Source organism: Sphingomonas sp. (assembly GCF_042096255.1).
Classification (GTDB): domain Bacteria; phylum Pseudomonadota; class Alphaproteobacteria; order Sphingomonadales; family Sphingomonadaceae; genus Sphingomonas.
Genome location: NZ_JBELLZ010000086.1, coordinates 1 through 14,293 on the forward strand (window position 1 = coordinate 1; position 14,293 = coordinate 14,293).

Annotated in this window: 14 protein-coding genes and 1 riboswitch; of the genes, 11 read left to right on the plus strand and 3 right to left on the minus strand. The window is 71.6% G+C overall.

Going from position 1 to position 14,293, the window contains the following annotated elements; translation table 11 throughout:
* The 6 genes from ACFDTH_RS14270 to cobS form a co-directional block, all read left to right on the plus strand.
* Nucleotides 1-681 (plus strand): ABC transporter ATP-binding protein (locus ACFDTH_RS14270; RefSeq protein ID WP_375288223.1); only part of this gene is annotated, 681 nt, incomplete at its 5' end.
* On the plus strand, nt 678-2,648 hold the full coding sequence (locus ACFDTH_RS14275) for a TonB-dependent receptor plug domain-containing protein (RefSeq protein ID WP_375288224.1): 1,971 nt from the start codon (nt 678-680) through the stop codon (nt 2,646-2,648). The genes ACFDTH_RS14270 and ACFDTH_RS14275, both read left to right, overlap by 4 nt.
* A 4-nt stretch (nt 2,649-2,652) precedes the next feature.
* Nucleotides 2,653-3,066, plus strand: coding sequence for a DUF1636 domain-containing protein (locus ACFDTH_RS14280; protein WP_375288225.1), 414 nt, complete (start codon nt 2,653-2,655; stop codon nt 3,064-3,066).
* Complete coding sequence (gene cobT, locus ACFDTH_RS14285; RefSeq protein WP_375288226.1) at nt 3,063-4,070, plus strand: nicotinate-nucleotide--dimethylbenzimidazole phosphoribosyltransferase; 1,008 nt, start codon at nt 3,063-3,065, stop codon at nt 4,068-4,070. The genes ACFDTH_RS14280 and cobT overlap by 4 nt, the downstream gene beginning before the upstream one ends.
* Complete coding sequence (locus ACFDTH_RS14290; RefSeq protein ID WP_375288227.1) at nt 4,067-4,621, plus strand: histidine phosphatase family protein; 555 nt, start codon at nt 4,067-4,069, stop codon at nt 4,619-4,621. The genes cobT and ACFDTH_RS14290 overlap by 4 nt, the downstream gene beginning before the upstream one ends.
* Nucleotides 4,618-5,340: an adenosylcobinamide-GDP ribazoletransferase gene (gene cobS, locus ACFDTH_RS14295; protein WP_375288228.1), complete on the plus strand. Its 723-nt coding sequence runs from the start codon at nt 4,618-4,620 to the stop codon at nt 5,338-5,340. Before ACFDTH_RS14290 ends, cobS begins: the two co-directional genes overlap by 4 nt.
* A gap of 33 nt (nt 5,341-5,373) precedes the next feature.
* On the opposite strand, the gene ACFDTH_RS14300 is transcribed toward cobS, so the two are convergent.
* Genes ACFDTH_RS14300 through ACFDTH_RS14310 form a run of 3 tightly spaced genes read right to left on the minus strand, consistent with a single transcriptional unit; the run spans nt 5,374 to nt 8,674 of the window.
* The gene (locus ACFDTH_RS14300; protein WP_375288229.1) at nt 5,374-6,828 is read right to left on the minus strand and encodes a cobyric acid synthase; all 1,455 of its coding nucleotides are present in this window, start codon (nt 6,826-6,828) and stop codon (nt 5,374-5,376) included.
* Nucleotides 6,816-7,745: an adenosylcobinamide-phosphate synthase CbiB gene (cbiB, locus tag ACFDTH_RS14305; protein WP_375288230.1), complete on the minus strand. Its 930-nt coding sequence runs from the start codon at nt 7,743-7,745 to the stop codon at nt 6,816-6,818. Before cbiB ends, ACFDTH_RS14300 begins: the two co-directional genes overlap by 13 nt.
* Nucleotides 7,742-8,674, minus strand: coding sequence for an aminotransferase class I/II-fold pyridoxal phosphate-dependent enzyme (locus tag ACFDTH_RS14310; RefSeq protein ID WP_375288231.1), 933 nt, complete (start codon nt 8,672-8,674; stop codon nt 7,742-7,744). Before ACFDTH_RS14310 ends, cbiB begins: the two co-directional genes overlap by 4 nt.
* 103 nt (nt 8,675-8,777) lie before the next feature.
* On the opposite strand from ACFDTH_RS14310, the gene cobU reads away from it, so the two are divergent.
* From cobU to ACFDTH_RS14335, 5 genes are all read left to right on the plus strand, one after another.
* Nucleotides 8,778-9,305 (plus strand): bifunctional adenosylcobinamide kinase/adenosylcobinamide-phosphate guanylyltransferase, encoded by a 528-nt coding sequence (gene cobU, locus ACFDTH_RS14315; RefSeq protein WP_375288232.1) that lies wholly within the window; start codon nt 8,778-8,780, stop codon nt 9,303-9,305.
* A 54-nt stretch (nt 9,306-9,359) separates the two neighbouring features.
* Nucleotides 9,360-9,584, plus strand: a riboswitch (cobalamin riboswitch).
* A gap of 231 nt (nt 9,585-9,815) precedes the next feature.
* The gene (locus ACFDTH_RS14320) at nt 9,816-11,753 is read left to right on the plus strand and encodes a TonB-dependent receptor plug domain-containing protein (protein WP_375288233.1); all 1,938 of its coding nucleotides are present in this window, start codon (nt 9,816-9,818) and stop codon (nt 11,751-11,753) included.
* A gap of 113 nt (nt 11,754-11,866) precedes the next feature.
* The gene (locus ACFDTH_RS14325) at nt 11,867-12,652 is read left to right on the plus strand and encodes an ABC transporter substrate-binding protein (protein ID WP_375288234.1); all 786 of its coding nucleotides are present in this window, start codon (nt 11,867-11,869) and stop codon (nt 12,650-12,652) included.
* Nucleotides 12,649-13,635 (plus strand): FecCD family ABC transporter permease, encoded by a 987-nt coding sequence (locus ACFDTH_RS14330; RefSeq protein WP_375288235.1) that lies wholly within the window; start codon nt 12,649-12,651, stop codon nt 13,633-13,635. Before ACFDTH_RS14325 ends, ACFDTH_RS14330 begins: the two co-directional genes overlap by 4 nt.
* The coding region (locus tag ACFDTH_RS14335; protein ID WP_375288236.1) for an ABC transporter ATP-binding protein at nt 13,632-14,293 on the plus strand (662 nt) is incomplete at its 3' end. The genes ACFDTH_RS14330 and ACFDTH_RS14335, both read left to right, overlap by 4 nt.

The window sequence follows — 14,293 nt, forward strand, 5'->3', positions numbered from 1 at the left end:
CCCAACGGTGCGGGCAAGTCGACGCTGGTGCGCGCGCTGCTCGGCCTGGTGCCAGGCGAGGGCTGCGTGACGATCGACGAAGTGCCTGTCGCCAGCCTGCCGCGCGCGGCGGTTGCGCGCCGCATCGCCTATCTGCCGCAGGGCCAGACCGTGCACTGGCCGCTCACCGTCGAGCGGCTGGTGGCGCTCGGCCGGCTGCCGCATCTCGGGCCGTTGTCGCGCCCGCGGGCGTCGGACCAGGCGGCGGTCGCGCGTGCGATGGCGCTGGCCGAGGTTGAGCCACTCGCACATCGGATCGCCACCGAGCTCTCGGGAGGCGAGCGCGCCCGCGTCCTCCTCGCCCGCGCGCTAGCGGTCGAGGCGCCGGTGCTGGTCGCCGACGAGCCGCTCGCCAGCCTCGATCCCGAGCATCAGCTGCATGGCATGGAGCTGCTGCGGACGCAGGCGCGAGGCGGCGCGCTGGTGCTGGCGGTGCTGCACGATCTCGCTCTTGCGGCGCGCTTCTGCGACCGGGTGCTGGTGCTCCACGAGGGTCGCCTCGTCGCCGACGGCGCGCCGGCCGAGGTGATGACGCCCGAGCTGGTGGCGGCGGTCTATCGCGTGCGCGTCGCGCCCGCGCCGGACGTGCTGATCCCGGTCGAGCGGCTCGCCGCCCCTTCCTCGACACAAGGACATTCATGAGGCCCATTCACGCGATCGCGGCGCTGCTCGCGCCCGTTCCCGCGCTCGCGCAGGAAGCGCCCGCGCCCGATGCGGCTGCAATCGCCCGAGCCGGAAGTCTCGACGCGGCGGACGCGGACACCGTGGTGGTCACCGCCAATCGCGCACCGACCGAAGCGTACCGGGTCGCCGCTTCGGTGACCGTGCTCGACAAGGCGGCGATCGATCGGACGGGCGACCTGTCGGTCGCCGACCTGCTGCTCCGCACCCCCGGCGTGTCGCTGTCGCGCAACGGCGGCTACGGCACCGCCACCTCGCTGCGCATCCGCGGTGCGGAGAGCGACCAGACCGTGGTGGTGATCGACGGCGTCAAGCTCAACGATCCCGCGTCGGCCGGCGGCGGCTACAATTTCGCCAACCTGCTGACCGGCGATGCGAGCCGGATCGAGGTGCTGCGGGGCCCGCAGTCGATCCTGTGGGGAAGCCAGGCGATCGGCGGCGTGGTCAACGTCGTCACGGCGCTGCCGACTGCCGACCTTGAGGCCAGTTTCGACGTCGAGGGCGGCAGCCGCGATACGGTGAGCGCCCGCGCGGGGGTGGGGGGCACCACCGGCTTGCTGGCGTGGCGGGTGGCGGGGCAGAGCTTCACCACGGAAGGGATCTCCGCGATCGCACCCGCGTTCGGCGGCGGCGAGCGTGACGGCTACACCAACCGGAGCGTGACCGGGCGCGCGGTACTGACGGTGGTGCCGGGCGTCAGCCTCGAAGGTCGGGCCTATTACTCGGACGGCCGCACCGACATCGATGCGATGACGGGCGACAGCCCCGAATATTCGCGCAACCGCGAGCTGATTGCATACGGCGGCGTGAACGTCGCGCTGTTCGGCGGACGGCTCCGCAACCGCTTCGCCTATGCTTACACCGACACCGACCGCGACAATTACAATCCGGATCGCGCTCGCCCGCAGACCTTCGACTCCGCCGGCCGGAACGAGCGGCTGGAATATCAGGGCAGCCTGCTGATCGTGCCTGGTGTGGACGCGACCTTTGGCGTCGAGAATGAAAAGAGCCGGTTCCGCAGCGTCTCTCCGCCCGCTTCGCTGTCGACGCCGGTGCCCGCCCCGGCACGCGGACGGGCGGAGATCACGAGCGGATATGCGCAGCTCAACGCCACGGTTGTCGACGGTCTGACGCTGACCGGCGGCGTACGCCACGACGATCACAGCCGCTTCGGTGGGAAGACGCTGTTCGCAGGGGGCGGTGTCTATACCGCGCCGTGGGGGACAGTGGTGCGGGTGAGCTATTCCGAAGGGTTCAAGGCGCCGACGCTGTACCAGCTGTTCTCGGAATACGGGAACATCGCGCTCGACCCCGAACAGGCGAACGGCTGGGAAATCGGGGCCGAGCAGCGTTTCCTCCGCGACCGGCTGGCGCTCGGCGCGACCTATTTCGAACGCCGCTCGCGCGACCTGATCGTGTTTGCGAGTTGCACCTCCGCCAGCACCAGCCCGCTCTGCCTGGTGCCGGGCAGCACCACCCAGCGCCGCTTCGGCTATTACGACAATGTCTCGCGTGCGTTCGCGCAGGGGATCGAGGCGGACGGACGGCTCGCGCTCGGCCGGCTGAGCGTCGACGGCACTTACACCTGGACCCTGTCGGAGGACCGGTCGCCGAGCGCCGCCACCTTCGGCAATCAGCTCGCCCGGCGGCCGCGGCACGCGTGGAACGCGGGGGCGAACTATGCCTTTCGGGACGGCCCGTCGTTCGGCGCGGCGGTGCGCTGGTCGGGCGAGACCTTCGACAATGCGGCGAACACCGTTCGCCTCGATCCATATATCCTGGTCGATCTTCGCGCCGAGCTGCCGCTCTCGACCGAGGCACGCCTGTTCGTTCGTGCCGAGAACGTGTTCGACGCGCGCTACCAGACCGCCTACCGCTACAACACGCTGGGCCGGAGCATCTACGCCGGCCTGCGCGGGAGATTCTGAGGCGATGGCGTTGAAGGCGGTACGAGCGGCGCGCGCGGAAGTGGTGGCGTGCAACACCTGCCGCCACTCGGCCGAGGATCGCGATGGTCCGGACGGCCGCCGCGGCGGCGCGAAGTTGGCGGAGGCGCTGCGGCGGGTGCAGGCGTCCGACCCGGCCTATGCCGAGGTGGCCGTCGCCGACATGCCGTGCCTTTTCGCGTGCGGCGACTTCTGCACGGTGCATCTGCGGGGGGCCGGCAAGGTCGGCTACGTGCTCGGCCGCTTCACCCCGGACGAGGCGGCGGCGCGTGCGATCCTCGACTACGCGCGCGCCTATGCCGACAGCGAATGGGGCCAGGTGCCGTTCCGTGACTGGCCGCAGGGCGTGAAGGGGCACTTCCTCACGCGCACTCCGCCCGAAGGATTCGTGGTCGAATGAGCTTTGCGGACATCGCCGCGTTCGAGAGTGCGCTGAGGACGCTGCCTGCGCCCGACCCAGCGGCGCGCGCGGCGGCAGCGGCACGGCAGGCGGAGCTCACCAAGCCGCCGGGTTCGCTCGGCCGGCTGGAGGAGATCGCGCTGTTCATAGCCGGCTGGCAGGGCCGCGCCCGGCCGCGGATCGCGCGTGGGCGCGCGGTCGTGTTCGCGGGCAACCACGGCGTGGTCGCGCAGGGAGTCAGCGCTTTCTCGGCGGCGGTCACCGCGCAGATGGTGGCGAACTTCGCGAGCGGTGGTGCTGCGATCAACGCGCTCGCCCGCGCCGCCGGGCTGACTCTGACAGTGGTGCCGCTCGACCTCGATCATCCGACCGCGGATTTCACGGAAGAACCGGCGCTGCGCGAGGCCGAGTGCCTCGCCGCGCTCAACTCGGGCGCAGAGGCGATCGGCGACGCCGACCTGCTGGTGCTCGGCGAGATGGGGATCGGCAACACCACCGCTGCGGCGGCGCTCGCGGCGGCGAGCTTCGGCGGCGCGGCGGCGGACTGGGCCGGCCCGGGCACCGGCATCGACGCGGCGGGGATCGCGCACAAGGCGGCGGTTGTGGAGGCGGGGCTGGCGCGGCACGCGGGCGCGCTCTGCTCTCCGTTCGAGATCCTGCGACGGCTGGGCGGGCGCGAGATCGCCGCGATCGCCGGCGCGGTGGTCGCCGCCCGGCAGGCGCGCGTGCCGGTGGTGCTTGACGGGTTCATCGCCAGCGCCGCCGTGGCGCCGCTCGCAGTCGCCGTGCCGGAGATTGCGGACCATCTGCTCGCCGGGCATTGCTCGGCCGAACCGGGGCACCGCCGCTTGCTCGACCGGCTCGGGCTGACGCCTTTGCTCCAGCTCGACATGCGGCTGGGCGAAGGGAGCGGCGCGGCCGTGGCGGCGGGGATCATCCGCGCGGCACTGGCGGCGCATGATGAAATGGCGACGTTCGCCGAGGCCGGCGTCGCGGCGGGGTGACGAGCTTCGTGCTCCACCTGATGCGGCATGGCGCGCCGGTCCGCGCCGGACTGATGCTGGGGCGAACCGACGATGACGTGATCCCGTCCGGGATCGCGGCCTGCCTCGCACAGGCAGCGGACCTCGACTGCGATCGGCTGATCTCGTCCGACCTTCGCCGAGCGCGCCGCTGCGCCGAGGCGATCGGGACGCCGGTGATCGACCCGCGCTGGCGCGAACTCGACTTCGGCGACTGGGATGGCCGGGCTACGAGCGATGTCGATTCCGCCGCGCTTGGACGCTTCTGGGACGATCCGGATGCGTTTCCTCCGCCTGCGGGCGAGCGCTGGTCGGCGCTGCGCACGCGGGTCGGGGCGGCGCTGGCGGCGCTCCCGCCTGCGCCGACGCTGGTCGTTACCCACGGCGGGCCGATGCGCGCGGCGACCGCGGAACTCTGCGGGCTCGATCTCGCGGCGACCTGGGCGCTCGACCTGCCCTATGCGGCGGTACTGAGCCTGCGGGTGTGGGAGGGCGCGCCGCGCCGGGCGCAGCTCACGAGTCTGCGCGCGTGAGGCGGTTCGTCGTCGCGCTCGGCTTCCTGACCCGCCTGCCGGTGCCACGCCTTGCCACCCGCGACGGCGACTTTACGGCGGCGGTGCGGCTGTACCCGCTCGTCGGCCTGATCATCGGCGCGATCGTCGCCGGCGCGGGGTGGTTGGGCACGCAGGTCGATCCGTGGCTCGGTGCGCTCGCCGCGCTGGTCGCCTGGACCTGGGTGACCGGCGCGCTCCATCTCGATGGGTTGGGCGATCTGGCCGACGGGCTGGGTGCGAGCCACGGCGACCGCACGCGGCTGCTCGCCGTGATGGCCGATCCGCACATCGGCAGTTTCGGCGTGGTCGCGATCGTGCTCCAACTCGTCGCCAAGCTTGTTGCGCTGCACCTGCTTCTCCCCGGCGATTGCGCGGCGCTGCTCGTGATTCCCGCCGCCGCGCGGGCGGGTCCGCTGGTCTGGGCGAGGATGCTGCTGAACCTCAAGCCGGAAGGTCTCGGCGCCGCGATCGCCGATGCGACGCGCGCGCGCGTCCTGATCGGCTGGAGCCTGGTCTTGGCGGGAGCCTGCACCCTGGTTCCGGCGCTGGTGGCCGCACCGGTGCTGGTGTTAGCGCTTGCGCTATGGTTCCGCGCCAAGCTCGGCGGAATGACCGGCGATGTCCACGGAGCCGGCATCGAGTTGACCGAGGCCGGCCTGCTCCTGATCGCCGCGACCGTTCAAGCGCTGAGCGCCTGACGCCGCGGGTTCCGTCGGGCTTGGAGCGGCGCCTCAGCGCACCTCGCCAGCGATCAAGAGCAGCGCGTCGACGTCGACATGCGCCTCCAGCGCCCCGGCGATCTCGTCGAGCGCGGCATCGACATCGGCGGCGTGGTCGGGGCCTGCGCCTGCGACGCCGATCCGTGCCAGCCACGCCCGCCGCTGCGCCGCTGCGCCTAGCAGGCCATGGACGTAGCTACCGGCGACGAGCCCATCGGCGCGCATCGCCCCGTCAGTCCGGCCATCGTTGAACCGCCCGACCGGCCTTGCGGTGTCCGGCCCGGTCGTGCGCCCGAGGTGGATCTCGTAGCCGGAGAAGCGCACGCCGAGCGCCTCGCCCGTCACCTGCCGCAGCACCTTGTCGCCGCCGAGCACCGTGTCAACATCGAGCAGGCCCAGCCCGGGAACGCTTCCTGCCGGTCCCTCGACGCCGTCAGGATCGCTAACCGAGCGGCCGAGCATCTGGTAGCCGCCGCACAGGCCCAGCACCGGCCGGCCCTTCCGCACATGCGCGAGGATGTCGATGTCCCAGCCGAACGCGCGCAGCGATCCCAGATCGGCGCAGGTCGCCTTAGAACCGGCGAGGACGATCAGCGCCGCATCGGGGATCGGCTGTCCGGGCGACACCATCACAAGCTCCACACCGGGCTCCAGCCGCAGCGGATCGAGGTCGTCGAAGTTGGCGATCCGGGGCGTAATTGGGCAGGCGATCACCACGCGCCGATCCGACGTTCGGGCCGGCCGCTCCAGCACCACCGCATCCTCGCTCGGCAACCGCCGCGCTGCCGCGAGCCAGGGAATGAGGCCCAGCCCCCGCCATCCGGTCCGCGCCTCCACCGCGGTCATGCCGTCGGCGAACAGCGCCGGGTCGCCGCGGAACTTATTGACCAGGAAGCCGCGGATCATCGCCGCGTCGGCGGGATCGATCACGGTGTGGGTTCCGACCAGTGAGGCGATCACCCCGCCGCGATCGATGTCGCCGACCAGCACCACCGGCACTCCGGCGGCGCGCGCTAAGCCCATGTTGGCGATGTCACCGCTGCGCAGGTTGATCTCCGCGGGCGACCCCGCGCCTTCGATCACGACCACGTCGGCTTCGGCGGCGAGCCGGCAATAGCTCGCCAGCACCTCGCTCAGCAGCCCCGCGCGCCCCTCGCGCCAGTTCGCCGCGGCAAGCGTGCCGCGGACCTGCCCGCGTACTACGAGCTGGGAGGTGCGGTCGCCCTGCGGCTTGAGCAGCACCGGGTTCATGTCGACGGTCGCCGGGGTGCGGCAGGCGAGCGCCTGCGTCGCCTGCGCACGGCCGATCTCCCCGCCATCCGCCGTAACCGCGGCGTTGTTGCTCATGTTCTGCGGCTTGAACGGGCGGACGGTGAGGCCGCGGTTGGCGAGCGCGCGGCACAGCCCGGCAACCAGTACCGACTTGCCCACGTCCGAGCCGGTGCCCTGGAGCATCAGCGCAGCCATGCGACGCCCCCCGCGATGAGCCAAAGCAGCGCGCACGCGCCGACGTAGACCCGCAGTGCCCGCGCAAGGTCGCTTGCCGCTGCGGTCCGGCCCTCGCCTCCGATCCACGGCTTGTCTTGCATGGCGCGATCATAGGCGACGGGCCCGGCTAGCGCGACGCCGAGCGCGCCCGCCATCGCCGCCTCTGGCCAGCCGGCGTTGGGCGAGGCGTGACGGGCATGGTCGCGCCACAGCACGCCCCAGCCGCCGCCTCCGGCGAGGCAGATCAGGACGGCGGACAGCCGCGCCGGAAGCAGGTTGGCGAGATCGTCGGTCCGCGCCGCCGCCCAGCCGAAGGCGCGCCAGCGTTCCTCCTTGTGCCCGATCAGGCTGTCGGCGGTGTTGACCGCCTTGTACGTCCAGACGCCGGGTAAGCCCGCCACCAGCAGCCAGAACAAGGGCGCGACCACGCCGTCGCAGAAGCTCTCCGCCAGGCTCTCGATCGCCGCCCGCGCCACGCCTCCCTCGTCGAGCGCCGCGACGTCGCGCCCGACGATCATCGCCACTGCCTGCCGCGCCGCCGGGAGATCGCCGCGCGCGAGCGCCGCCGCGACGGGCCGAACGTGATCGAACAGGCTCCGCTGCGCCAGCGCCGGCCAGGCGAGGATCGCCACCGCGAGCCACCACCCCGTCCCGAACAGCGCCTGCGCGACGCGTTCGAGGGCGATGCCGATCGCGATTGTCGCGCCCACGATCAGCAGCAAGGTCGCGACGCCGAGCAGCCGCCGCGTCGTCTCGCCGCACTCCGGCCGGTTCCACCGCCGTTCGCACCAACCGATCGCCCGGGCGAACGCGCCCACCGGATGCCCGACCCGCCAGTAGAGCCATGCCGGCCAGCCGAGCGCGGCGTCGAGCGCGAGCGCCGCCAGCGCAATCACCCGAGCGCCCGGTCGAGCCGGTCGAAACCTGCCTCGCTCCCCGGCAGGCCGAAGCGAAGCCAGTCCGGGTGATCGTCGAACGGGCGCGTCAGGATACCGGCGCGGGCGAGCCGCTCGAAGACCGCGCGCACTTCTGGATGGCGGACCAGCCGGAACAGCGGGCACGCGCCCTCCGCCGCCAGGCCGTGCCGCGCCAGCAGCGTGTCGAGCCGGGTCGCCGTTCCGGCCAGCTCCGTGCGCGTCTGGGCGATCCAAGCTCCGTCCTCGTAGGCGGCGGTGCCCCAGGCGATCGCCTGCGCGCTGACCGGCCAGTCACCGAGCAGCGCGCGCGCCCGCGCGATGATCTCGGCGGGCGCGATGAGGAATCCGAGGCGCACCCCCGCCAGCCCGAAGAACTTGCCGAACGAGCGCAGTACCACGAGGGGTAACCCCTTCTCGGGAGCGGAGCCGACGCTGGTGTCAGGCATCACATCGGCGAACGCCTCGTCGACGACGAGCCAGCCGCCGCGCTCCTGCTGGCGCAGCGCCAGCGCATAGGTCACCGATGCGGCAAGGGTGTGCCCGTCCGGATTGTTCGGGTTGGCAAGGATCACCGTTCCGGAGCGCGCGGTGGCGAGAGCGGCGCGATCGATCTGCTCGGCGGCGATCTCGCGATGCGTGCCATAGGTCGGGACGACCGCCGTGAACGGCTGCGGCAGCCCGAGCGATGGCAGCAGGCGCAGCGCGATCTCGCTGCCGGGCACCGCGACCACCCGCGCGGGATCGGCGCCGACGGCGGCGGCAGCGGCGGCCTCTAGGCGGGCCAGCGCCGACAGGTCGGGAAGCGGTCCCGGATCGATCGCGATCGGCTCGCGCGGGCGCCACGCGATCGGGTTGATCCCGGTCGACAGGTCCAACCACGGTGCAGGCGCGTCCGGGAAGGCGCGCATCGCCTCCGCCAATCGTCCTCCATGGCGTCCGAACCCTGATTCCGCTTGCGTCATCCATGCCGCCTTCGTCATTCGGGCCATTGGCGGCAAGTCGGAAGGCGATGTGGGGAGACCAAGAACGGTTCTGGTGCTGGGCGGCGCGCGATCGGGCAAGAGCCGACATGCGCAAGCGCTTGCCGAGGCGACGGGCGGTGAGCGCGTGTTCATCGCCACCGCCCAGGCGTTCGACGCCGAGATGCGCGACCGCATCGCCCGCCACCGCGCCGATCGGGACGAGACCTGGCGGACGGTGGAGGCGCCGACCACGTTGCAGCAGGCGATCCGCGAGAATGACGCGGCAGGGCGCGTGCTGCTGATTGACTGCCTGACGCTGTGGGTGTCCAATCTCTTGCTGGTGGATCAGCCCCTCGGCGCAGCGAGCGACGACCTGTTGGGGGCCATCGCGGAAAGCCGTGCCGCGATCATCCTGGTCAGCAACGAGGTCGGGTTCGGCATCGTACCGGACAACGCCCTCGCGCGCCGCTTTCGCGATGGCGCCGGCATCCTCAACCAGCGCCTCGCCGCCGCCTGTGATGCGGTGGACCTGGTCGTCGCCGGGCTGTCGCTGAGGATGAAGGGTAGCGCCGTTTAGCGCTTGCTGCGCTGCGGAAATCGGATATGAAACGCCGCTGGACCGGGTTCGCCCGGCCCAGATGATCGCGCCGGTGCCCCGAGAGGGGCTTGAAACGGGAATGCGGTGCGGAAGGCGAGAGCCCTCCTAATCCGCGGCTGTCCCTGCAACTGTAAGCGGTGAGCGAGGTGCACAGGCGATCGGCGAAAAGCCGGTCGCGGCCACTGGGGAAACCTGGGAAGGCGTGCAGCGAGCGACGACCCGCGAGCCAGGAGACCTGCCGGCGCGTGTCGCTCATTGCTTTGGTCCAGGGGATGGCCGGGGCACGGAGAACCTCCGTTCAGAGCGACGAACGGGTCCCATCAAAGCAGTGCTTTGCTGGGGGCCCGATGCCGCGCGGCCGGGGCCGCAAGCGGCGTGGCGTGCCCGCGGACGAGCGTCCGTTCGCGGAACTTGCCCGCTCGCGTCCGTCAGCCGGCGGACAGCCCCGTGTTGCGTCCGTCGAACGACGCGCAGGGGGTTGAAGAGATCATGAAGACGTTCGTTTCGTTGCTGGCGCTGATCGCCGCCACACCTGTGCTCGCGCAGAGCAATCCAACCGTGCAGACCGAGGACGCCGAGGGCAACGACGTGGTCGTCACCGCCTCGCGCTCGGGCGACGGCGTCGAGGTCAAGAATCTGCCGGCCTCGATCACGCTGCTCACCAACGAGGATTTGCAGGAGCGCCAGACTCGCGTCGTCTCGGACGTGCTGCGCGACGTGCCCGGCCTTTCCGTCAGCCGCACCGGCGCGGTCGGCGCGCTGACCCAGGTTCGCGTGCGCGGGACGGAGGGCAACCACGTGCTGGTCCTCATCGACGGCATCAAGGCCTCCGACCCCTATTACGGCGAGTTCGACTTCGGCACGCTGATCGCCGACGAGGCCGCCAAGGTCGAGGTGCTCCGCGGCCAGCAGTCGTCGCTCTACGGCTCGGACGCGATCGGCGGCGTGATCCAGTACATCACCCTCACCGGGCGCGAGCTGCCCGGCGTGACGGTGCGCGCCGAGGGCGGATCGTTCGGCACCGCCACCGGCGGCGCGCGCTTCGCCGGCTATTCGGACACGCTCGACTATGCCGTCAGCGCCTCCGCCTTCCGGACGCAGGGCTACCCGACCGCGCGCGGCGGCGACCGCGACGTCGGCTCCACCCTGGTCAACGCGACCGCCAAGGTCAGCTGGACGCCCTCGCCCGAGTTCAAGCTGACCGGCGTGGGCCGCTACGGCTACGCCGACGCGCTGACCAACGATTCGGAGATCGACGGATCGAGCCCGCTGTTCGGCTACACCGTCGACAGCCCCGGCGTGCATTATCGCAACGACGCCTTCTACGGGCTGGTCCGCGCCGATCTGTCGCTGCTCGACGGCCGCTGGACCAATGCGCTGACCGCCCAGATCGCGGACACCACCCGCAAGGGCTATGTCGACACCGACACCTTCGACTATGGCGACAAGGGCCGCCGCTACAAGGGCACGTACGAGACGAGCTTCCGCTTCGGCAGCGACCGGGTCGTCAACCGCATTACCGGCGCGATCGACTTCGAGCGTGAGGAGTTCGAGAACACCACGCCGTCGGACTTCGTCTTCACCGGCCGCCGCTCGACCGAGAATTGGGGCTTCGTCGGCCAATACGAACTGACCATCGACGACGCTTTGTCGGCTGGCGCGAGCATCCGGCACGACGAGAACAACCGCTTCGACGACACGACCACCTGGCGTGCGCAGGCGGGCTATCGCCTGCCGATCGGGCTGCGCGTCCGCGGCGCCTATGGCACCGGCGTCAAGAATCCGGGCTATTACGAGCTCTTCGGCTATTCGGACGGCCGCTACATTGGCAACCCGAACCTCAAGCCCGAGAAGTCCGAGGGCTGGGAAGCGGGCGCCGACTGGGACGTCGCCGGCGGCAAGGCATCCGTGGGCGCGACCTATTTCGACAGCCGGCTGAAGGACGAGATCTACACGACCTATCCCGCCCCTGATTTCGTCGCCACGCCGTCGAACCGGACCACTCGTTCGAAGCAGCACGGCGTCGAGGCGTTCGTGTCCGCGCGGCCGATCCCGCAGTTGAAGTTCGATCTCGCCTACACCTGGCTCGACTCAACCGAGAACGGCGTCAACGAGGTGCGTCGCCCGCACCACATTGGCAGCATCAACACCACGGTGTTCAGCCAGGATCAGCGCTTCTCGGGCACACTCAGCGTCCGATACAACGGCCGGCAGGACGATGTCGCCTACACCGACCCGAGCTACATCCCGGTCCCGGTTTCGTTGCAGGAATATGTGTTGGTCAACCTGAATGCCGAGTACAAGGTCACCGACGCCATCTCGGTGTTCGGCCGCGTCGAGAACCTGCTCGACGAGAGCTACGAGGAGGTGTTCAGTTTCGCGACGCCGGGCCGGGCCGCGTACGGCGGCATCCGGGCGCGCTTCTGATGCGAAGCCGGCCGGCCGTCCTCGCTCTCGCGCTATCCCAAGGGCTTGCGGCGTGCAGCGCGGGGCAGCCGGCCATCCCGCACGCCACCGCGAAACCGCTCCGCGTGATGAGCATGAACCAGTGCACAGACCAGCTCGTGCTGGCGCTGCTGCCGCCGGAGCGGATCGCCTCGGTCACCTGGCTGTCGCGCAATCCGGACGGATCGCTGATGGCGGCGGAGGCGCAGCGGGTCGGGATCAACCATGGTCTGTCTGAGGAGGTGGTGCGGCAGCAGCCCGATCTGGTGGTCGCGGGCAGCTTCACCACGCCGGCGACGCGCGGCCTGCTCCAGCGGCTCGGCTATCCGATGATCGAGGTCGATCACGCCGAGAGCTTCGACGACATCCGCCGCATCACCCGGCAGGTCGCGCAGGCGGTGGGCGAGCCGGCGCGCGGCGAGGCGCTGATCGCGCGCATGGACCGGCGGCTGGCCGAGCTGGCCCGCGCGCCCGGGCCGCGGCTGCGCGTGGCGGCCTGGGACGGCGCCGGCTTCAACGCCAGCAAGGCCTCCCTCTACAATGCGGTGCTGGAGGCGGCGGGCGCGGTCAACGTCGCCAACGAGCCGCCCGCCAGCACCTATGGACGGCCCGATGTCGAGGTGCTGTTGCAGACCGCGCCGACCCTGCTGGTGATGGGCGCCGGCCTTGGCCGCAAGCCGGGGCTGCGCGACAATGTCGAGCGGCACCGGATCGTGCGCCGCTATTGGGACGGCCCGCGCACGCTCACCATCCGCCAGGCCTATTATATCTGTGGGACGCCGCTGGTCGCCGACGCCGCGCTCCGGCTGCGCGGCGAGCTGCGCGCCGCCGCCGCCCGCGTCCGCACGCCGCTGCCGTTCGCCGCGACGAGGGCGCTGTGAGCCGCTGGCTGGCGCCTCTCCTGCTGTTCGCGCTGATCGGCGCGGCGCTGCTGTCGATCCTGGCGGGCACGGTGTGGCTGCCGCCGGAACGCGCGCTGTCGGCGCTCTTCGCCGGCCGCAGCGACCTCGTCGGGCTGATCGTCACCGAGATCCGCCTGCCGCGGCTGATCCTGGCGCTCGCCATCGGCGCAAGCCTCGGCCTGTCGGGCGCGGTGCTGCAGGGGCTGCTGCGCAACCCGCTGGGGGAGCCCGGCCTGCTCGGCGTCACGTCGGGCGCGTCGCTCGGGGCGGTGATCGCCATCTACTTCGGCTTCGCCGCCAGCTTCACGCTGGCGACGCCGCTGTTCGCGCTGACCGGCGCCTTCGTCACCGCGCTGATCGCGCTGATCCTGTCGCGCAGCGGCGGCACGCTCTCACTGATCCTCACCGGGGTCGCGATCAGCAGCATCACGATGGCGCTGATCATGCTGGCGCTCAATCTCGCCCCCAATCCCTATGCCGCCTATGAGATCATGACCTGGCTGATGGGGTCGCTGGCCGATCGCAGCTGGGATCATGTGCGGCTGGCGCTGCCCTTCGTGGTGCCCGGCCTGGTGCTGCTGCTGCTGACCGGCCGTGCGCTCGACGCGCTGGCCTTGGGCGACGCGCAGGCGGAGAGCCTGGGCGTCCCGATCGTCCGCACGCGCCTGCTCGCGCTCGGCGGCACGGCGCTGGCGGTGGGCGCGGCGACCTCGATCGCGGGGTCGGTCGGCTTCGTCGGGCTGGTCGCGCCGCATCTGGTGCGGCCGCTGGTCGGCCATCAGCCGGGGCGGGTGCTGCTGCCGGCGATGCTGGCGGGCGCGCTGCTCGTGGCGCTGGCCGATGTCGCGACGCGCACGCTGGTGCTCGGCGGCGCGCCGCTCAACATCGGCGTGTTCACCAGCCTGATCGGCACGCCTTTCTTCCTGTGGCTGGTGCTGCATGTGCGCAGGCGCACCGCATGAGCGCGCTCGATCTCGCCGGCATCCGCGTCGCGCGGGGCGGGCGCACCGTGCTCCACGACGTGTCGGTCGGCTTCGCCGCCGGACGCCTCACCGCCGTGATCGGTCCGAACGGCGCGGGCAAGAGCAGCCTGCTGGACGTCGCCGCCGGTCTCCTCCACCCGGAGGCGGGCAGCACGCGGCTGGACGGCGTGGAGCTTGCCGCGATCGGCCGCCGCGCGCTCGCCCGCCGCCGCGCCTATCTGCCGCAGCGCGCCGGCGTCGAATGGCCGATCAGCGTCGAGCGGGTGGTGGCGCTCGGGCTCACGCCGTCGCTCCCGGCCTTCGGCGACCTGCCCGCGGCCCTGCGCCCGGCGGTGGACGAGGCGCTCGCCGCCTGCGACCTCCGCGACCTCGCCGAACGGCCCGCCACCGCGCTCTCCGGCGGCGAGCTGGCGCGCGTGATGCTGGCGCGCGCGATCGTCGGTCGTCCCGAGCTGCTGATCGTCGACGAGCCGACCGCCGGCCTCGACCCGCGCCACGCGCTCGACGCCGGGCGGCGCCTGCGCGCGCTCGCCGACGCGGGCTGCACCGTGATCGTCGCGCTCCACGACCTCGACCTCGCGCTGCTCATCGCCGACGAGGCGCTGGCGGTGAAGGAGATCGGAAGAGCGTCGGGTAG